The sequence below is a fragment of the Candidatus Bealeia paramacronuclearis genome (genome assembly GCF_035607555.1).
Classification (GTDB): Bacteria; Pseudomonadota; Alphaproteobacteria; order UBA9655; family UBA9655; genus Bealeia; species Bealeia paramacronuclearis.
In genome coordinates this window covers 316,683-337,173 of sequence record NZ_JAVHWZ010000001.1, presented here as the reverse complement: position 1 = coordinate 337,173, position 20,491 = coordinate 316,683, and the positions used below count along the sequence as shown (strand labels likewise).

General features: G+C 42.8%; 17 protein-coding genes. 13 read left to right on the top strand and 4 right to left on the bottom strand.

What is annotated here, in order from left to right:
- Positions 1-9: 9 nt before the first annotated feature.
- The 9 genes from miaB (at position 10) to mutL (ending at position 11,365) form a co-directional block, all read left to right on the top strand.
- On the top strand, positions 10-1,374 hold the full coding sequence (miaB, locus tag Bealeia2_RS01710) for a tRNA (N6-isopentenyl adenosine(37)-C2)-methylthiotransferase MiaB (protein ID WP_331255436.1): 1,365 nt from the start codon (positions 10-12) through the stop codon (positions 1,372-1,374).
- A 10-nt stretch (positions 1,375-1,384) separates the two neighbouring features.
- Positions 1,385-1,987, top strand: coding sequence for a Tim44/TimA family putative adaptor protein (locus Bealeia2_RS01705; protein WP_331255435.1), 603 nt, complete (start codon positions 1,385-1,387; stop codon positions 1,985-1,987).
- Positions 1,984-3,108, top strand: a complete 1,125-nt coding sequence (gene mltA, locus Bealeia2_RS01700) for a murein transglycosylase A (RefSeq protein WP_331255434.1) — start codon at positions 1,984-1,986, stop codon at positions 3,106-3,108. Before Bealeia2_RS01705 ends, mltA begins: the two co-directional genes overlap by 4 nt.
- A 19-nt stretch (positions 3,109-3,127) precedes the next feature.
- On the top strand, positions 3,128-4,393 hold the full coding sequence (locus tag Bealeia2_RS01695; RefSeq protein WP_331255433.1) for an O-antigen ligase family protein: 1,266 nt from the start codon (positions 3,128-3,130) through the stop codon (positions 4,391-4,393).
- 170 nt (positions 4,394-4,563) lie between these two features.
- On the top strand, positions 4,564-7,332 hold the full coding sequence (gene ileS / locus Bealeia2_RS01690; protein WP_331255432.1) for an isoleucine--tRNA ligase: 2,769 nt from the start codon (positions 4,564-4,566) through the stop codon (positions 7,330-7,332).
- Positions 7,313-7,801: a signal peptidase II gene (gene lspA / locus Bealeia2_RS01685; protein WP_331255431.1), complete on the top strand. Its 489-nt coding sequence runs from the start codon at positions 7,313-7,315 to the stop codon at positions 7,799-7,801. The genes ileS and lspA overlap by 20 nt, the downstream gene beginning before the upstream one ends.
- Entirely contained in the window at positions 7,794-8,303 is a 510-nt protein-coding gene (locus Bealeia2_RS01680; RefSeq protein ID WP_331255430.1) for a DUF3035 domain-containing protein, read from the top strand. The genes lspA and Bealeia2_RS01680 overlap by 8 nt, the downstream gene beginning before the upstream one ends.
- Before the next feature lie 123 nt (positions 8,304-8,426).
- Positions 8,427-9,581, top strand: a complete 1,155-nt coding sequence (locus Bealeia2_RS01675) for a hypothetical protein (protein WP_331255429.1) — start codon at positions 8,427-8,429, stop codon at positions 9,579-9,581.
- On the top strand, positions 9,578-11,365 hold the full coding sequence (mutL, locus tag Bealeia2_RS01670) for a DNA mismatch repair endonuclease MutL (RefSeq protein ID WP_331255428.1): 1,788 nt from the start codon (positions 9,578-9,580) through the stop codon (positions 11,363-11,365). The genes Bealeia2_RS01675 and mutL overlap by 4 nt, the downstream gene beginning before the upstream one ends.
- Positions 11,366-11,372: 7 nt before the next feature.
- Here the strand turns inward: mutL and Bealeia2_RS01665 are convergent, their stop codons facing one another.
- The 3 genes from Bealeia2_RS01665 to Bealeia2_RS01655 form a co-directional block, all read right to left on the bottom strand.
- Positions 11,373-11,621: a hypothetical protein gene (locus Bealeia2_RS01665; RefSeq protein ID WP_331255427.1), complete on the bottom strand. Its 249-nt coding sequence runs from the start codon at positions 11,619-11,621 to the stop codon at positions 11,373-11,375.
- 85 nt (positions 11,622-11,706) lie between these two features.
- Positions 11,707-12,843: a phosphoserine transaminase gene (locus Bealeia2_RS01660; RefSeq protein ID WP_331255426.1), complete on the bottom strand. Its 1,137-nt coding sequence runs from the start codon at positions 12,841-12,843 to the stop codon at positions 11,707-11,709.
- A gap of 647 nt (positions 12,844-13,490) precedes the next feature.
- Complete coding sequence (locus Bealeia2_RS01655; RefSeq protein WP_422388038.1) at positions 13,491-14,462, bottom strand: IS701 family transposase; 972 nt, start codon at positions 14,460-14,462, stop codon at positions 13,491-13,493.
- Positions 14,463-14,800: 338 nt separating this feature from the next.
- Between Bealeia2_RS01655 and Bealeia2_RS01650 the strand changes: the two genes are divergently transcribed.
- From Bealeia2_RS01650 to Bealeia2_RS01635, 4 genes are all read left to right on the top strand, one after another.
- Positions 14,801-16,372: a lysine--tRNA ligase gene (locus Bealeia2_RS01650; RefSeq protein WP_331255425.1), complete on the top strand. Its 1,572-nt coding sequence runs from the start codon at positions 14,801-14,803 to the stop codon at positions 16,370-16,372.
- 19 nt (positions 16,373-16,391) lie between these two features.
- On the top strand, positions 16,392-17,063 hold the full coding sequence (locus Bealeia2_RS01645) for a phosphoribosyltransferase family protein (RefSeq protein ID WP_331255424.1): 672 nt from the start codon (positions 16,392-16,394) through the stop codon (positions 17,061-17,063).
- Between the two features lie 99 nt (positions 17,064-17,162).
- Positions 17,163-17,837: a hypothetical protein gene (locus Bealeia2_RS01640; protein WP_331255423.1), complete on the top strand. Its 675-nt coding sequence runs from the start codon at positions 17,163-17,165 to the stop codon at positions 17,835-17,837.
- Between the two features lie 7 nt (positions 17,838-17,844).
- Positions 17,845-18,948 (top strand): NAD-binding protein, encoded by a 1,104-nt coding sequence (locus tag Bealeia2_RS01635; protein ID WP_331255422.1) that lies wholly within the window; start codon positions 17,845-17,847, stop codon positions 18,946-18,948.
- On the opposite strand, the gene Bealeia2_RS01630 is transcribed toward Bealeia2_RS01635, so the two are convergent.
- Positions 18,945-20,465, bottom strand: a complete 1,521-nt coding sequence (locus Bealeia2_RS01630; RefSeq protein WP_331255421.1) for a sensor histidine kinase — start codon at positions 20,463-20,465, stop codon at positions 18,945-18,947. The genes Bealeia2_RS01635 and Bealeia2_RS01630 overlap by 4 nt on opposite strands.
- Positions 20,466-20,491: the final 26 nt, after the last annotated feature.

Sequence of the window (20,491 nt, the reverse complement as noted above, 5' to 3'; positions counted from 1 at the left end):
CAAATGGTCATGAAAAAGGTTTATATTAAGTCTTATGGTTGTCAGATGAACGTCTATGATTCAGGACGTATGATCGACCTTCTAAAACCTTTGGGATATGAGCCTCAAGCGAATTATCCGGGTGCAGATATTGTGATTTTAAATACGTGTCATATCCGGGAAAAAGCCGATGAAAAGTTATTCTCCGATTTAGGGCGCATTCGTCCCTATCAAGAGGAAAAATCGGATTCTGGGCGCCGCATGCTCGTGATTGTGGCAGGTTGTGTGGGCCAAGCTCAGGGCGGTGAGATTATCAAACGCACCCCTTATGTTGATATCGTTTTAGGCCCGCAAACATACCATAGGCTCCCTGAGATGATTGCGCGTGCTTTAAGAACCGTTGATGGAAAAGGGATTGTCGATACAGAATTTCCGCTTGAGACTAAATTTGATTCCTTGCCCGAAATGTCAGAAGGCGTAGGGCCTTCTGCGTTTTTATCCATTCAAGAGGGTTGTGATAAGTTTTGCACGTTCTGCGTGGTCCCTTATACACGGGGTGCTGAATTCTCAAGGCCGGTTCAAGATGTTCTTCGGGAAGCACAAAGTCTTGCCGATAAGGGCGTTAAAGAAATCACGCTCTTGGGCCAAAATGTGAATGCCTATCATGGGATTGATCCCCAAGGTGGAAAAGAGTGGGGATTAGGTCGTCTTCTTGAAAAACTCTCAGACATCAAAGGAGTTGAGCGCCTTCGTTATATGACCTCTCACCCACGGGATATGGATGAGGACTTGATTTTGGCCCATCGGGATCTTCCCAAAGTGATGCCCTTTCTGCATCTGCCCGTTCAATCTGGTTCAGATCGTATTTTGGAGGCGATGAATCGAAAACATAAAGCCGCCCTTTATTTTGAGATTATCCAGAAATTACGGGAAGTGCGTCCCGATATTGCACTTTCCTCAGATTTCATAGTCGGATTCCCCGGTGAAACAGAAGCGGATTTTGAGGCAACTTTAAATCTTGTCAGGGACGTTAAATTTCACATGGCATATTCTTTTAAATACAGCCCCCGTCCGGGAACGCCAGGATCGGCCATGGAATCTCAAGTTCCAGAAGAAGTTAAATCTGAACGCCTTTCATGTCTTCAAGATCTTTTGATCTCTCACCAAATTGAGGTGAATCAAAAAATGATTGGTCAAAGAACCTCAGTTCTTCTTGATCGTCAGGGAAAACGTGAAGGCCAGTATTTGGGACGAAATCCTTATATGCAATCCGTTTATGTTGAAGCCAACCCTCGTCTTTGGGGGCAAATCGTTGAAGTTGACATAACGGACGCTTTCCAAAATAGCCTCACAGGAAAAATTGTGGTAGAAGAAAGAGTAATTGAAGCTGCCTAGAGGCAAACCCATGGCTCATATTGATATTTTCCTATTCGCCCTTGTCGCCATTTTTGTAGGATATCGCCTGTGGATGGTTTTGGGTACTCACGATCCCAATAAACCAATTAAGAAAAAAAACACACTACAGGGTGAGGAAGTCGGCTCAATTGTCCGCAGTCAAACTCAACCTGAACGTTCCAAAATCCAAGCAGTGCCAACTGATGGTTTTGATGAGGAGGGTTTTCTTCATGGGGCAGAGGTGGCCTTCAAAATGATTTTAGAGGCCTATTCTCAAGGTAACAAAACAGGCCTTTCAAAGCTTTTGAGTCCTGAGATGCTCTCGCGATTTTCAAAAGCAATTGACGCAAGGCATAAGAAGGGGCAAGTTCTCGAGACGAATCTTTATCGTGTGATTATGAGCCGGATTCTTGATCGCAAAACAGACGGTCATCTTCAAAAAATTCGGGTAAAATTTGTATCCGAACAATGTGTTCTTATTCGCGGGAAAGACGGACAACTTCTTGAAGGTGACGCATCTTCGGTTGAAGAAATTACAGATATTTGGACTTTTGAGCGAGAAACGCGATCTGGGAATCCAAATTGGACCCTTGTGGAGACGGAAAAAGAATGACATTTAAATGGGGCGTGGTGATGGTTGCAGTAACTCTACTTTCAGGATGTGTTTCAGGACCGAGACTTGAGAAAGTATCTTTCAAAGATCTTCCGGGCTGGGACCAAGATACTCTTATTGAAGTCGTGCCTGCCTATCAAAAGTCCTGTGAAGCACTCCTTTGTAAAAAGCCCAAGGAGATGTTTGGATATGAAGGGACGGATGCCGATTTCTCTCGTTGGCAAAACGTGTGTACTACTTTTCTAAAAAAGACTCCTGCAACAACACCTGAGTTTCGCGAATTTTTAAAATCTCATTTTGACGTTTATGCCGTTCAAGATGAAAAAGCGGGTCTTTTTACGGGATATTATGAGCCTTTCATTGAGGCCTCTAAAGCCCCTAATGAAATCTATAAGGTCCCCATTTATTTAAAACCTCAGGATCTTGTGGTGATTGAAGATTTGGGGATTTTTAAGCCTAATATGAAGGGGGAGCGGATTGCAGGGCGTCTTCATAAAGAGACACTTGTTCCTTACTATACGCGCCAAAAAATTGAAGCAGGAGCTCTTAAAAATCAGAATTTAGAAATCGCGTGGGCTAAAGACCCAGTTGACCTTTTTTTTCTTCATATTCAAGGGTCAGGACGTCTTAAATTTGAGGATGGATCCACACAAGGTATTGGATATCACGGCACCAATGGCCAACCTTATTTTGCCATTGGAAAAGCACTTTATGAACGGGGTCACCTGCCTAAAGATGAAATCAATCTTCAAAGCATAAAATCTTGGCTGAGGACTCATCCTGAGGAAGGACGAGAGATCATGAATATGAATCCGTCTTATGTCTTTTTTAAGGTACGAGAAACGCAAGATCCCGTTGGATCTCAAGGAGTAGAGCTCACGCCAGGACGAAGCCTTGCCGTGGATCGGAAATGGGTGGAGCTTGGAAACCTCCTTTGGCTTGATGCCGAACACCCACTCAAAAAGGAGCCACTCCAACGTCTTATGGTTGCGCAAGATACAGGAGGCGCAATTAAAGGTGCTATTCGCGGGGATTATTATTGGGGCTCTGGATTTGAGGCTGAAAAAATGGCTGGTCCCATGAAATCCAAAGGCACATTTTATTTATTGTTGCCGAAATAATTTTTTTAAGGTTTTAAAAATGAATTCATTGCACTTGATTAAAACAAAAATTTCTCAAATCCCTAAAGATTTTTTTAATTGGGGAGCTTTGGCTTTTTTATTTTTAATTAGTATGATATTTCATAAATTTGCAGCGCTTTATATTGGAATTGCCGCTATTTCTCTGTTTTTACTTTGCAAAAAAAGTATCACAAAAGATTTCTATTCGCTGTTTTTAACTGTTCCTCTTCAGCTTTTCCTAAGCCTTTGGGTGTGGGCAGGAATCACTTTATTTTGGACGACTAATTTTGAAAATGGGGCAGATACTTGGTACAAAATTCTCTTGATCGGATTTTTCGGAACAGTTCTCTTCTCCACCCTTAAAAACTTAGAGAAAGAACAGCTGAAAAAAATAGTTTATTTTTGCATTTTTGCATTATGTGGAATCATTGGATTTTATATCTTTATCAAAATCCGTGGAATTGTCATCGAAAAGCCGCTGGCTTATTTTTTTGCTTTGATGTTTTTTCCAACATTTTGTTTTTTATGGCAAACTAAAAAATTATACAATTATGTTTTTATGGGGATTTATTTTCTTTTTGCCCTTTATGTGATGAAAAATTCTGATGCAAAATCCGCTTTTATCGGGTTTGTTTTAGGGGGAGGCGTTTTTCTGCTTACCTTATATAAATCGGATCTCACTTCAAAGCTTTTAAAGTACGGAAGTTTTCTATTTATCCTTCTCTCACCCCTTTTCTCCTACTTTCTTTTAGCCAATCCTCAAAGACTTCTTGTTTATATGAAGGACTCCTTAACAAGTCTTTATCATCGTTTGTTAATCTGGAATTTTGTAAGTCTTAAAATTGTTGAAAAACCTCTTTTGGGGTGGGGATTGGGGGCTTCTAAAAACTTTCCAGGAGGAAATGATTTTGCATTTAAAGATCTCCCCCTAAGTGAAGGTCAATATTTAAAAATATTTTATCAATATTTTGGGGGGAATCCTTTTGCAATCAATAATCTACCACTTCATCCCCATAACAATCCCCTTCAAGTGTTTTTGGAATTAGGAATTCCTGGCGGAATTCTTTATTCTCTTTTTATTCTTTCGATCTTCAAATTGTTTAGACTGACATTTCACAATAAGGTAACCCTTGCCTCCGCTAATGCCATGGCTATTTTGACCCTTGTCATTTGCAATATGAGCCATAGCGCGTGGCACATTTGGATACTTTCTTGGATTGTTCTCAGTTTTGGCCTTTTGTTTGTGGTTCATCGTTTAAATGTTTTATCTTCACCAAAAGTCTGAACTGTAATACCTCAGACACGTTTTGAAAAATCGGACTCTTATAAATCCCTTTGACGGAGGGGTGAGAAAATGGCAGAAGAGAGAGAGTTGAATTTCTCACCAAAAGATCACGTGAAACCATGACCCGAGATTATCGTCCCACCATCTTTTTGCCCAAAACTGCTTTTCCTATGAAGGGAGACCTTCCTCAAAAAGAACCTCAGATTTTGGAAAAATGGGAGAAGGATAAGCTTTACGAAAAGCTTCAAAAAAAAGCTCAAGGGCGTCCCAAATTTGTGCTTCATGATGGCCCCCCTTATGCCAATGGAAAGCTTCATACAGGCCATGCGCTCAATAGAATTTTAAAAGACATCGTTTTAAAAACTCATTACAAATTGGGATATCTGACACCCTTTGTGCCGGGCTGGGATTGCCACGGTCTTCCTATTGAATCCGAAGTTGAAAAAGCTTATCGGGAAAAGGGAATGAATAAGGATGAGGTGCCGTTACCTCAATTTTTGAAAGAATGCCGTGCCTTTGCCTCTAAATGGGTGGATGATCAAAGACGTGACTCCAAACGTCTTGGTGTTCTAGCAGATTGGGATAATCCGTATTTGACGATGGACTATTCTTCCGAATCCCACATTGCTGGACTTCTCTGGGACTTTTTAGAAAAAGGTGATCTTTATCGTGGTGAAAAACCCGTCATGTGGTCTGTGGTTGAAAAGACCGCGTTGGCGGAAGCAGAGGTCGAATACAAAGATCATACCTCTTCCTCCATTTATGTAGCTTTTCCCATTGAGTCCTCACCCATTGCTCATTTGAAGGGCACATGTGCGGTTATTTGGACAACAACGCCATGGACCTTGCCTGGAAACCGCGCGATTGCCTACTCCCCTGAGATGATGTATGTGCTTCTTGAAATTCTTGATGTGGAAGATGGACGTTTATCTCAGAAAGAGCTGAAAATTCTTATTGCACAAGACCTTCTTGAAGATGTCACCAAAAACATCGGCGTTAGATCTTATAAAGTCTTGGAGACGATTTCTGGTGAAGAGCTTGAGGGCACCATTGCGCACCATCCTTTCCAAGGGCAGGGCTACGATTTTGATGTCCCTCTTTTGCCTGGAAGTCATGTGATGGCGGATGCGGGGACGGGACTTGTCCACACGGCCCCAGGCCATGGTATTGAGGACTTTAGCGTTGGAAAAGTCTTTGGACTTGAGCTCCCTCGAACGGTCAGTGAAGACGGTACTTATTACGCTCATGTGCCCCTTTTTGCAGGACTTCATGTTTACAAGGCCAATGGACCTGTGATTGAAAAACTCAAAGAAATGGGGGCTCTTTTGAATGAAGATAAAATCCTCCACAGTTATCCCCATTCCTGGCGCTCCAAAACGCCATTGATTTATCGCACCACACCACAGTGGTTCATCAGCATGGAAAAACACGGACTTCGTGAAAAAGCAGTTGCAGCTATTCAAGACGTAAAATGGCACCCAGAGTCCTCCATTAATCGAATTCGTTCTATGGTGGAAGGTCGACCCGATTGGTGCGTTTCGCGGCAGCGGACTTGGGGTGTTCCTATTGCGCTTTTTGTGCATAAAGAAACGGGTGAGCCCCTCCAAGATTTAGATGTTAAAAATAGAATTCTAAAAGCCATTGCCGAAAAAGGTAGTGTTGTCTGGTTTGAAGAAGATCCTCAAGTTTTTCTGGGAGAGAAATACAACGCAGAGGATTACGAACAAATTCGGGATATTTTAGATGTATGGTTTGATTCGGCGGCAACTTCTAGCTTTGTTCTAAAAGCGCGTCCTGAATTGGGATGGCCAGCAGACCTTTATTTAGAAGGCTCTGACCAGCACCGCGGATGGTTTCAAACATCACTCTTGGTCTCAACGGGGCTTTATGGAAAAGCACCTTTCAAGGAAGTTTTGACCCACGGATTCTTGATGTATGAAGACGGGGAAAAAATGTCAAAATCCAAAGGCAACGTTATTGCTCCTCAAGAAATTGGGGACAAAATGGGAATTGACGTTTTGCGGTTGTGGGTGGTTGGAATCGATTATGGCGATGATATGCGCATTGGGCCTGAAATTCTCAAGCGCCAAGAAGATATTTACAGGCGTTACAGAAATACGTTCCGCTATCTTTTGGGAGCGTTGGAAGGGTATATACCTCCATCTTCTTTTGACGCATCCTCATTACCGACTTTGGAAAAATGGGTTCTGCATCGCTTGAAAGAAATAGATCTCAAGGTTCGGGAATCCACCTTTGCCTATGATTTCTTGGGCCTATACTCAGAGATTCATCATTTCTGTTCCGTTGACCTTTCGGCCTTTTATTTTGACATCCGCAAAGATGCTCTTTATTGCGATGATCCGGAAGGCGCTTTGCGTCAGGGTGTCTTATGGACCTTTGACCAAATCTTTGAATCCCTTATTCGTTGGCTTGCCCCCGTCATTAGTTTTACCGCAGAAGAGGCATGGCACGTCCGTCACCCTCATATTGAAACCAGTATTCACGAAGAGCTTTTTACTGAGCTTCCTCAATCTTGGTTAAATCCTGAATTGTCGGGAAAGTTAGCGATCTTTCGGGAGGCGCGGAGGGTTCTTACGGGCGCCCTTGAAATTGCACGCAATGAGAAAATGATTGGCTCAAGCCTTGCTGCGCACGTGGATGTTTATTTGGATGAATCTTGGAAGGAAAAATTGCAGGACGCCGACATGGCTGAACTTTCCATTGTTTCTAGTCTGACATTCCACGTCCAAAACATCCCTTCAAATGCATTTCAATTAGAGGAAGTTAAAGGCATTCATGTCGTTGTTTCCCCAGCTTCCGGTGAGAAGTGTGCGCGGTGCTGGAAGGTTTTGCCTGAAGTTGGAAAAAGTCAAAATCACCCCAATTTATGCCAACGGTGCGAGGAGGCGGTAAGCGCTTATGATCAACGTGCTGCTTAATCGTATCCCCATACTCGCCTTTATCATTGCGGGTATCGTCATGATTTTGGACCAAGCAACGAAATGGTGGATGATCACGGATATTATGAATCCCCCTTTTGTTCTTAAAATTACCTCTTATTTTAATATTGTTTTAGCTCTAAATCGCGGGGTGAGTTTTAGCCTTTTTCAAGCCGGATCACCTGAGGGCGTTTGGTTTTTAATTGGCCTTACGAGTTTAATTGTAACAGGGATTTTGGTTTGGCTTTTTAAAACGCGAGAGAAATTCTTATACATCTCTTTGGGGCTTGTGATGGGAGGCGCAATCGGTAATATTATTGATCGATTCCGCTATGGTGCGGTGGTTGATTTTTTAGATTTCCACTGGGAAGCGTTGCATTGGCCCGCGTTTAATGTAGCAGACACCGCCATTACAATAGGAGTTGCTTTGATATTTTTGCATTCATTTAAAGGGGAATATCGTGAATAAGTTATCACTTTCATCAATTGGTGCACTTTTAGTTTTGGGAATGATCCTTGAGGGATGTTCGGGCGTCAAAAGAACATTGGGGCTTGATCGTCATTCGCCAGACGAATTTGCCGTAACGCCTTCAGAAGCCCCTCTTGATATGCCACCTGATTTTCGCGTTCTTCCCACGCCTCAACCAGGTGCTGCACGTCCTCAAGATATGTCTACGTCAGAAAAAGTGCTTAAAGGATTAACCGGCAAAGCTGCTCCACGTACTCCGGGCATGTCCCAAGGGGAATCCGCTCTTTTGAATATGGCAGGAGCGGCGCCCGGCCAAGATTCCATTCGCACAGAAATTGATACAGAATCCCGCATTGAAGACATGGACGAAACCTTACTTGAAAGATTGCGCGTAAAAGAAAAGAAGCGTGGCAGTGCTTTGAAAGCTTATGAAGAAGCTGAAGAATTGCAGAAAAAAGGTATCCCTACTTCGCCTTATACGCCAAAAACTCCAGGGTCTTAAGAGGCCATCATTATAAGCGCCCACTCAGCACGGCAGCCAGTTTTTCTATTTGTTTATGGACCCCCTCCTGCGCGGGGATGACAATAGAGGTTCCTCATTTGTTAACCTTAGGAAATAAGACTCATGCTTTATCAAACCACTTATCGCAATGTGAAGGTTCCCACGGGAACACAAAGTCTTGACTTTGATTCTCAATCTTATGCACCCCTGAGGTCTGTTTATGAACGTAATCATTTAAAATCTCTTGAGGTCATTGCCAAAGATTTTCAAAGTCGCTTTCAAGATGTGCTCATTTGTGGAACAGGGGGGTCGAGCCTTGGCGCTAAAACATTGTGTGCTCTTTCCAAAGCTCCCTCCGCTCGGATTCATTTTATGGATAATGTGGATCCAGATACTTTTGAAAGACTTTTTGTGCGCCTCAACCCCAAAACCACGGGAATTGTGATTGTCTCAAAATCAGGATCTACAGTTGAAACTTTAATGCAAACATTGACCCTCAAAGCCGTTTGGGGAAATGCTATTCTTTCCAATGTCGTCATGATTACAGAGCCTACGCCCAATCCTTTGCGAAAATTAGGAGAATCTTGGGGTGTAACAATTTTGGATCATCCTCAAGATATTGGGGGACGTTTTTCTTGTTTTTCAGTTGTAGGGCTGCTTCCCGCCTTAATTTCTGGAGTTGATGTTTCTGCCCTTTTAGAGGGCGCACAAAAAGCACTTGAAGCTCATGAGGCGGATGTATCAGGTCCTGCCTTTGTGGCAAGTTATTGTCATCTTAAATTGGACAAGCCCAATCATGTTCTCATGCCCTATTGTGATCGACTTTTGCCTTTTGCCTTTTGGTGGAAGCAATTGTGGGCAGAAAGTTTAGGAAAAGAGACCAAGGGGTTCACACCGATTGAATCTTTAGGTACTGTTGATCAACACAGCCAACTTCAACTATACTTGGATGGTCCTCAGGATAAATTCTTCACCATTATCACAACGTCTCAAAAAGGTTTGGGATGGAAAGTCGAAGGCATCCCCTTGTTTGAAGGAAAGACCATGGGGGATTTGATTGTCGCCGAACAAGAGGCCACTATTGAGACTTTGGCATCTCGAGGATGCCCCCTTCGTGTGGTCCATTTGGAGACTTTAAACGAAACAAGTTTGGGCTCACTTTTAATGCACTTTATGATTGAAACCATTGTCACCGCTGATCTTTTGGATGTGAATGCGTTTGATCAGCCCGCCGTTGAGCACGGAAAAGAACTTACACGTCAGATTTTAGCTGCATGACCTCACGTATCCGTCTTCTTGAACCCCATCTCATCAATCAAATTGCCGCAGGCGAGGTGATTGAACGCCCTTTTTCGGCAATTAAAGAATTGGTGGAAAATTCAATTGATGCCGGTGCCACACAAATTGATGTGATCGTTCGCGATGGGGGGAAAAGCTATATTTCGGTAAGTGATAATGGATGTGGAATGACGGAGGAAGAACTGCAATTGGCGGTTGAGCGTCATGCCACATCAAAGCTCAAAGACAGCAATTTATTCCAGATTTCGACCTTGGGATTCCGAGGGGAAGCATTACCTTCTATTGGATCGGTGAGTCGTCTTCACATCACGAGCCTTTACGAAGGCGCTCAAGACGCTTGGACATTTTCTATTGAAGGGGGTACGAAATCTCCGCTTAAACCCGCACAAAGGCTTTCGGGAACCCTCATTGAAGTGCGTGATCTTTTTTATGCAACCCCAGCACGCCTTAAATTCTTACGAGCCACTACAACCGAACTTCAAGCCATTCGAGAAAGTCTGGATCGTTTGGCGATGGCTCATCCACAGGTGGGGCTTTCTTTAAAAGATGATCAGCGGGTTATTTTTAATTATCGAGCGCAAAAAAATCTCATGGATCGCCTTCAAGAGATTATGGGTGGAGAATTTATGGAAAATTCTATTCCTCTCGATTTGGAGCGCGATGGTTATGTCGTAAAAGGTTATGTTTCTTTGCCCACATATCATCGGGCAACCGCGAACCATCAGTATCTTTTTGTGAACCAACGCCCCGTTAAAGATCGCGTTTTGATGGGGGTGATTAAAGCTGCATACCAAGATGTTTTGGCACGAGATCGTCATCCCTTGGTGGCCCTTTTTCTGACATTACCGCCTGAGGCTGTGGATATGAATGTCCACCCCGCTAAAACTGAAGTCCGTTTTCAAGATGTCCAAAAAGTGAGGAGTTTGATGATCAGCGCCATCCGCCATGGGATTCATGGGGAAAGTCAACGTGCCTCTTCTCATACAGCACAGGTTGCCATTGCTGCCCTGAGGCCCCCAATGTTACCGCTCAATCAAGGCAAGTTACATTTAGCTGCATCTCATAGGCCCGCTTTTACACCTCCGTCTCAAAGCCTTGTGGCGCCCTTTGAAGTGCCAGTTTATTCTCACCTCTCAGAAAATGAATCGACTTATGAAGAAACTCCAACCCCTCAAATTCAATATGGTCCTTTAGGTCAAGCCCGTGCCCAATTGCATAGTACCTATATTATTTCAGAAACCCCTTCGGGCATTGTTATTGTTGATCAACACGCAGCCCACGAGCGGCTGGTTTATGAATCGTTAAAAGCCGCGCGCATGACGCAAAACGTGCCCCGGCAAATGCTTTTGATTCCCGAAGTGGTCGAATTGAAAGAGGCTGATTGCGCTCGTCTTTTAACGCTGAAAAATGATCTTGGCGCTTGTGGTCTTGGGATTGAAGCTTTGGGAGACCAATCTCTTCTCGTGCGCGAAATTCCTGCAGCCTTGGGAGAGATCAACCCCAAATCTCTTCTTCAAGATTTGGCCGATGAACTTTCTGAATTAGGAGAGGCTCTTTCCTTACAAGACCGTCTTGATGCGGTCTGTTCTTCCATGGCGTGTCATGGTAGCGTGCGCGCAGGTCGCCGTATGCAAATCGAAGAAATGAATGCGCTGTTGCGCCAAATGGAATCCACCGCTTATTCTGCCCAATGCAACCATGGTCGCCCCACTTACGTGGAGCTCAAACTTTCCGATGTCGAAAAACTCTTTGGGCGTAAGTAGTTGTGTTTCAATTATAACACGTCTTCTCACAGGCTAAGGACTCGAGTTTTTTAATGTCGAGAGCCGCTTCAATAAGGGGGCTTATGCTGTCTTCAAAATAGTCTTCACGGATATATTCAAATGAGGTGTCATAATTTTCATCGACCGCCTGAAGGCAGGATTTTTTATTATTAAAGTAAGGGCATTCAGGTACGTACGCCCCTAAACTTGAGGTTGTGATTATGAAGAATATTGATAAATAAAATACCTTTGTCATTGATCACCTCACCTGTCACATAAGAGGCTAGCAAAAAGAGGTTAAGATCCCCCTAAGGGGAAATTAAAAAGGTATTAAATGTATTTTACTTTTTGATTTCGTTGATAACTTTTTTGTATGCCCGGTCTATCCACGGCAGAATTTTTTCCATATCTTGTGAGTCTATCATGGGCCCTCCCCAGAGTCTTAGACAAGGACTTGAAAGAATATGACCATTAATATCATAGGCGACATTTTCAGCATCCAACGCATCCCGAATTCCATGAATGACATCCCATTTCAGTGATTCAGGCACATCAATGAGATCAAGCGTAATAGAGGACGAACTTCGAAATTTTGGATTTTTCACCAAGAAGTCAACCCAAGGGGTTTGTGCTACCCAATTAGACACAACCTTGAGATTCTTTTGAGAACGTTCCACCAAAGCGGGAAGTCCACCTTGAGATTGACACCACAAAAGGGCATCCCGCGCGTCTTCAATACAAAGGAGGGATGGCGTGTTCAAAGTTTGCCCCTCAAAAATGCTTTTCAAAAAGATGCCGTCTTTTTTAAGGCGCAAAAGCCTTGGCATTGGCCAAGGGGGGGTATAAGACTCCAAACGCGCAATCGCTTTGGGACTTAGAACGAGAATTCCATGGGCGGCTTCCCCTCCCAAACCTTTTTGCCAGGAAAAGGCCGCGGCATCGAGTTTTTTCCATTCCACTTCTATTGCCAAAAGAGCAGAAGTCGTATCCGCAATGACAAGGCCCGACCTGTCATTTTGAAGCCAGTTCAAATCAGGAATCCACGCGCCCGTCGTCGTGCCATTCCAGGTGAGAACAATATCTCGAAAGGGTTCATCATCTTGAAAAGGAGGCATTCGGCCTTGTGTTTCAATGAACGTTCTTGTGCTCTTTAATTTCAATTGATCCTTCACATCATCGACCCACAATTTTCCAAAAACATCCCACGCATAAGCGTCCACAGGTTGAGGTCCCAAAAGATTCCAAAGGGCCATCTCCATAGCCCCTGTACAGGATCCGGGCACAATCCCCACATAATAATCTTGTGGGATTTGGAGAACTTCACGCGTTAAATCGATCACTTCTTGGATGCGCTTTAAGGCGACTTTTGCGCGATGTGATCTTCCTACCAAAACGTCTTCGAGTGCTTGAATAGACCATCCTGGACGTTTGGCCGTGGGCCCGGAAGAAAAACAAGGATTTTTAGGTTTAGGAAACATGTGTGTCTCATTTGCGTTTTTATAATGACTCATAATAACTTTAATTCAAAACAAGGAAAAGATCCTGAAAGTCTATTTTTAAAATTTAATTTTATTAAAAATTAGCAATATATTAATTGTATTGACTTAATACTAATTTCAAAGTTAAATAACGAAAAAATATTTGGGGAAAAATGAACATTCCAAAAAATATAATTTGCATGAAATGTTTTTGGGGCCTTGTTTTTTTCTTTGTGATAGCTCTGGATTCGCTTTTGGCAACTCCTTTGGATCCTGAATCATTTAAATCGGCCTATGCAAAGTTTAAAAGAGATGTGCAACAACAATATGCTGTAATTGACGAACAAACTTTAAGAATTGAAACAGCTGAGCCCAACCTTTTGTTTTCGGCAACAAAGAAGGTGATCTCTCAACACCTTCCTCAGCTTAGAAACCAGTTGCAAACCTGGAAGGATGATCACAAGACGCCTCTTTCCTGTGCAACGAAAGAGGAGCTTGACACTTATCTTTCAGAATTAAAAAAGAATTGGGCCAGTGCCTCAGTGCTTTCTCAAAAAATAGAAAATTGGTGTCCAGAAAAATTTGCACATTTAGATCATAATACGCTTATACACGAGTTACGCAGTTTGCAGCAAAAGGGTGGGAATCTAAGCGAAAGACATGAGTTTTGTTATTTCTCTAGAGATATCATGCTTAATAACATCCCACTGCTGCTGATAAAAAGAGAAGCCTCCAGCAAGTCGTCTTTTAAATCTTTGAATCCAAGCCGAAATGGCAAGAAATATATGATTTCTTTGGGCTCGTCCCGTGCGAGACTGACAGCGTTCAAGACCGCATGTTTGCTTTAATTCCCGATGATAAACTTCGATTTTCCAACGCGATTTCATGACCAGTTCAATATGATCACGAGAGGGATTATCCCTATTGGTTCCGATATAATCCGTGCGACCGTTTTTGGCAACAAACCGGAAAACAGTAATCCATCCATATCCGCGTAAGTGAACTTTCAGTCCTTCATCTGGAATGTCCAGCTTTTCAAGAGTTTCTCCACGATTCACTTTCCTGTTTTTCTTCAACCCCATCACCCATGTCCAGCCTATGGATTCAATGGCCTTCAGATTATTCAAGCTCGAGTACCAAGCGTCTGCAACCACGTCATCCGGATTTATCCCTCTGTCTTGAGCCAGCTTTAACATTTCCCTGAAATGGTCATTCTTGCTTTTGCCATCGCTGGCTTTATCATAAATACGATAATCAACAGGAATAGAGTCATGACTCCTCAGGCCATGCCATACCAAATTGACAAGACCTATCCCCGCAATAACATCATGGGCATTCCCAGAATACTGATAATGCACAAGCTCTATCTTCTCGCTCCGATTTTTATCCAAAATTGTATCGTCACATACTAAAAAACAAGGTTCTTTCTTGTTAATAAGAGATTGAGTAAGATTCCACACTCCGCTCGGACGCAATGCACTAGAACTCAACCATCGATTGACGCTGTCATGCGACAATGGAATCGGTGACACCTCCGAAAGTGCCAACCCTGAATAGCGCACACTGCTGGCTTGTAAAAATGAACGATAAAGTGATTTTGTGCATTTGTGTCGAGACATCATTTCTTCTCATTTAATAAATATTCCCTCTCACCTTATCTCTTCTCTCTTCTCCTGCAAACTGCGTAACTCGTGTTATAGTCAAAAGCAGTATTTCAAGGATTATCGAAATTCTCAATCCATCCCCCGACAAACCCCTGAGCAAAATCGCAATGAGTTTTTTCAATGAGGCGCAGATTGTAAAAGTTCACGAAAACACTCCGCCCTCTTTTTGGGAAACTATTTTTGGATATTTCGTCCGCTTTTAAATAAAAATAACTTTCCTCGTGCGTATTCTCTATGATACTTGACTAGGGTACGTTTATTTTCTCGAAAATCAGTTAAATTGAGATGACATTATGACACGAGATCACCTTCGCCACGTCGCTGAAACCTCCCAATCTTGGCCTTTTGAAGAGGCTAAAAAAATCCTTGAAAAGCTCAAAGGAGAGGTTCCTTCCAAAGGATATATTCTTTTTGAAACGGGGTATGGACCTTCAGGACTTCCTCATATTGGAACATTTGGTGAAGTTGCGCGCACTACAATGGTGCGCCATGCCTTTTCTCTTTTGTCTGACATTCCAACGCGTCTTTATGCAGTCTCGGATGATATGGATGGGCTGAGAAAAGTGCCTGATAATATCCCCAATAAAGACATCATTGCGCCTCATTTGGGAAAACCTCTCACGCAAATTCCTGATCCTTTTGGAACCCACCAAAGTTTTGGGCATCACAATAATGCACGATTGAAGGCCTTTTTAGACTCTTTTGGATTTGACTATGAATTCATCAGCTCCTCCGAGCAGTACAAAGCAGGCACGTTTGATGTGATGCTACAAAAAGTTCTCGAGCACTATGAAGAAATCATCAATATTATTCTTCCCACTTTGGGGCCCGAAAGACGTGCGACCTATAGCCCCTTTTTGCCCGTAAGTCCTCTTTCAGGTCGTGTTCTTCAAGTGCCTATTTTAGAACGTCATCCTGAGCGCGGCACGATCGTGTTCGAAGATGAAGATGGCAAAAAAGTAGAATCTCCTGTTACGGGTGGGCATTGTAAACTCCAATGGAAGGCAGATTGGGGCATGCGTTGGGCCGCTTTTGATGTGAACTATGAAATGTCAGGGAAAGACCTCATTGATTCGGTTAAACTCTCAAGTCGCATTTGCCGTGTTCTTGGAAAGGAACCCCCAGAAGGCTTTAACTATGAGCTTTTTTTGGACCAACAAGGTACCAAGATCTCAAAGTCCAAAGGCAATGGTCTTTCTATTGAAGATTGGCTTAAGTATGCGCCTCAGGAAAGTTTGGCGTATTACATGTATCAATCGCCCCGTAAAGCCAAACGCCTGTATTTTGATGTGATCCCCCGCCAGGTTGACGATTATGTGAACTTTTTAAATGCGTATGAAACCCAAACCCCCGAGCAACGCTTGAATAATCCAGTGTGGCACATTCATCAAGGCCATCCCCCTCAAGTCGAACTACCTTTGACATTTGGGATCCTTTTAAATTTGGCCTCTGTTTGCAATACGGAAGACAAGGCCGTTTTGTGGGGATTTATTTCCCGTTATGCGTCCGAAGCCACACCTCCAAAGATGCCGCTTTTGGATCGATTGGTTGAGTATGCGCTCATTTATTACAGAGACTTTGTCAAACCCAACAAGCACTATCGCGCCCCCACAGATATCGAAAAGGAGGCCCTTGAGGACCTTCATAAAAGCCTCAAGGATGTGTCTCCTGATGCAGAAGCCCTTCAAGCTCTCGTTTTTGAGGTGGGAAAACGCCACAATTACACAAATCTTCGCGAGTGGTTCTTGTGTCTTTACCAGATTCTTCTTGGTCAAGACGAGGGCCCCCGTATGGGATCCTTCATTGCCCTTTATGGTGTTGAAGAAATGCGTCGCCTTATCGAAGAGGCGATTTTAAGAAAATAATTAAAACGGAGAAATAATTATGAAACTTATAGCGTTTTTAATTTCTTTATTGTTAACGATATCCGCTCTTCACGCCTGCGATTGTGATAATAAATTTAAATTGAAGGTTGGGACTTTTGAAAAAACCTACGATATTAAAAAGCTTAGCGCGGATGCGCCTGTCAAAATCGCCTATGTTTACGATTTTGCAGACAATCTCCATTTAATTCAAGAATCAACAAAGGCTCTTTATACGCAGCTTCAATCTCGGGGAATCCTCGAAAAGGTAGATGCCATTGTGGTGCCTGGAGACAAGGCCAATGCCATGGGCGCCATTTTTGCAAAACATATTCAGGAAAAGAATCCGGATGTATCACTTGTGATCTTTCGTGGCTCCAATAAGTCGGGCGATTTCAAAAAAGTGACTTATACACCTATTACGAGCCCAACACCTAAGACGCTCTATATGCGCGAAGATCAAGCCCAAACCCTTGAAGGGAAAAACGTAATTATTTTTGATGATGTTTTCTCTACAGGTGCCACAGTGAAAGCGGCATCTTCTCTTGTTCATCAAGCTGGAGGAAATATTTTGGCGTATGCTTGCGTTGCAACAGAAGGTGAAACAGATGGATCACACGGCGGCAAGATTAAAGAAACTTTTGAGGGTCGCCCTCTTCTGAAAGTTGCTCATTTGCCCGTAATTCCTCAATAATTTCTCAATTTATGGAGGCTCTCACTAAAGAGAGTCTCCGGACAACACCATTGAATCATTTTTGATTTCAGGTAAGCTTTCAAAAAAGAGGGAGCTAAAATGACATCAAAAAATTTCTTCGGATCTTTTGTTATCGGGCTTGTTTTAGTTTTTGCGTCAGAAAATGCCCAAGGCGGACGACGTACGCAAATCTCATGGGAACTTGATAATCTTAATGAAGATTCTGTACAGAAGCTTAATTCGTTTTGGCTGAGCTACCAAGGGGACGTCGATTTTAAAGACGCCGTCACGCCGATGCAAGAACAAATCATCCGTGCCACAAAAAAGATAGTGCAGCATTTACCATCGGACTATTTTCAATCCGAAAGTACAATTCAAGAATTTGTTAAATTCCGTGGTATTTCAGACATATTTTCATTTTTAGCCCGATGGCCGATTGAAAAAGAGGATCTTGAGGAGGATACAAAAGCAAAAATCGAGACCGGGATGAAGCTTGTGAAAACATTCCCCGATCTACTCGATTTTGATCAAGCTCAATTCTGTCTTCCCGCTTTAGAACAAAAATTTGGACGCGCAGAACCTTATAATGTGCGTGAGTGGTATCAACTTGAAATGAGCTTTTTTAAAACACAAATCAGAGCCCGTGACTACATTGACCAACGTCCTTACAGGGCTTTAGGTTTTATGCTGGGTTTAGTGGGAACGACTTGCTATTACTTTATGCCCAAACACAAAGACTGCTCCTCTGACGGCATAGGAATCTATTACAATTGAGTGAGTCATGACCGCAATTTTAAAATCAAACACATTACGCTTTCAAGAGGCTTGGGATCATTATAATCCGGGCGCAATTCCCTTTTTGTTGCGGGATCGAGAGCGATTTTTGAACGAGAAGCCCTATCGAGGACTTAAGATTCTTCACAATACTCCTCTTTCGTTGGATGCGACTTGTAAGATTCAATTGTTGTTGATGGCAGGGGCGGACGTCACGGTGACATGTGTTCCCTTCCTCCGTCCTCAAACGCAACCTTTGGCGGAAGAAATTCTTTACAACGAAGGCGTTCCATTGATTGTGGATCATAATAACATCTCAGATGATTTCGATGTAATTTTAGATTGCTCTGCTGTTTTTGCAGGGCGACTTACGCCCCGATTGGGTGCTGTTGAGTTGACCCAATCGGGGACCAATATTTACAAAGTACTCAATCCTCAAAGTTACAAAGTTATCTCTGTTGATGATAGTCGTCTTAAAGGACTTGAGACGTTTTATGGTACAGGATCAGGATTTTTAAATGGATTTTCTCAGTTTGCGAATGAAAGTGTGGCGTCTCAAGAATTTCTCATTTTTGGATACGGAAAAGTGGGGCAAGGGGTAGCTCATTTTTTAAAAGAAAGTGGCGCTTATGTTACTGTTGTGGATGTTGATTTTGATCGCCTCGCGTACGCTCAAAAACGTGGCATTCGCGGTATTTCTTTTGAGGCGAGAGAAAAGATTTTGGACGCCATTCAAAATTCATTTGCTGTGGTTACAGCAACGGCTATTCTCGGATTTATCTCAAAGTACTTTACGGCAAATGATTTTAGATGCGTAAAATATCTTGCCAATATCGGCGCTGAAGATGAATGGGGAGATCAATTTGAGTCCGCTCAAATCCTCAACCATAAATCGCCGGTAAATTTTGGGACGCCTGAACCCACGCCTATGAAATATCTTGAGGCGATTTTTCATGCACACAATTCAGCAATTGATTTGCTCTTGGACACAGAACTCAAAAATGGGTACCATGGGGTGCCTCAGGATTGGGATTTGAAAATTCTTTCGGACTGGTGTCAATTTCACAATGTTGAGATTGAGGATGTCATGAAAGAGTTGGGGAATATTTAAGCTCTTTTTGCAAGGTCTTCTTCCTCAAGATCCATCTTCTCATTTGATTTTAAGGGTGAGGCGGGCAAAACAATGGTGAAGATGGAACCCATTCCGTACTGGCTTTCAACGGTGATGTCTCCCCCCATCATATTGCAAAAGCGCTTGGTGATAGCCAACCCCAAACCTGTGCCCCCATATTTTCGGGTGGTTGAAGAATCAGCTTGTTTGAATGCTTGGAAGAGCTTTCCCATTTGCTCTTGAGTGAGCCCAATTCCTGTGTCTGAAACCTGAAATTCAATCCAATCTTCATCCTGGATTTCAAATCGTTTTGCAGTAAGGGTGATGACGCCATTTTCAGTAAATTTCGTCGCATTTGAAAGGAGGTTGAAAATATTCTGACGCACCTTAGTCATGTCGGCGTTCATAATACCTAAATCTTTGGAGCAGTCCATCAAAAGGGTATTATTGCGCTTGGAAGTCAACGGCTTGATGATGGCCTCAACGCCTTGGATCAAAGCTTGAACATCAAAATTCTCATAATGCAACTCCATTTTTCCAGCCTCAATTTTCGAGAGATCCAGAATGTCGCTAATAATTTCAAGCAAATGTTTTCCAGCTTGAATAATTTTATCAAGGTCCTCGCAAAGGCTGTCTTGTCCCATATCTATGAGGTCTTCTTTTAAAATTTCGCTATAACCAATAATGGCATTGAGGGGGGGTCTGAGTTCATGGCTCATATTGGCCAAAAACTGACTTTTGGTTTTGTTGGCGGTTTCAGCGTCTTCCCGGGCGAGCGTTAGTTCCTCATTCATGGTTTCAAGCGCATGGGTGCGCGCTTCAAAAGCTTTATAAATACGATTGAGCCTTTGGGTCATTTTATTGAACGAGAGAGAAAGTCGACCCAACTCATCATCCCGTCTTAAAGGAATTTGGCGGCTGAGATCCCCATTAGCGACCGCTTCAATCACATCCAAGACTTCGTTTAAAGGGGACATAATGATGCGCTGAAGGCTGAAATAAACGGTTGCCATAGTAGCACTTAAAAGTATCAAAAACGCAAAAACAGAAATTATAAATTCTGTTTTTTCACGGGCGATAATTCCCTCTTTCGTAAGAGTTAAAAATAGACTGCCAATTTTTTGAGGTTTATCTCCTCCCCTATAAATGATGTCCCCTTCAAATTTTAAATCATCTTCGGAAACGTCTAATTTTCCATACTGAGAAATAACTTTTCCTTCCTGGTCTTTGACGACAGCATTTTTAAAGTCAGGGTTTTTGGCATTGGCAGAAAGATAAAGATCTACTTGCTGTGTATTGAGATTCCAAAGGGGTTCGGCCACAGATGTGGATTGAATGGAGACGAGCTGGTGCCCTTGTGTCACAAGGCTTTCTAAATCTGTTTTAAAAGAATGGTAAAGCGAGGCCAAAAGTGTAATACACACAATACCTGTCATGACGGTCGCAACCCAGGACATCATTCGAGATTTGAGCCCTGATCGCCCAGAAGTTAAAAATTGAATTTGGGTTTTTTCCATTTTATTAATTCTTTTTTGATGATTTT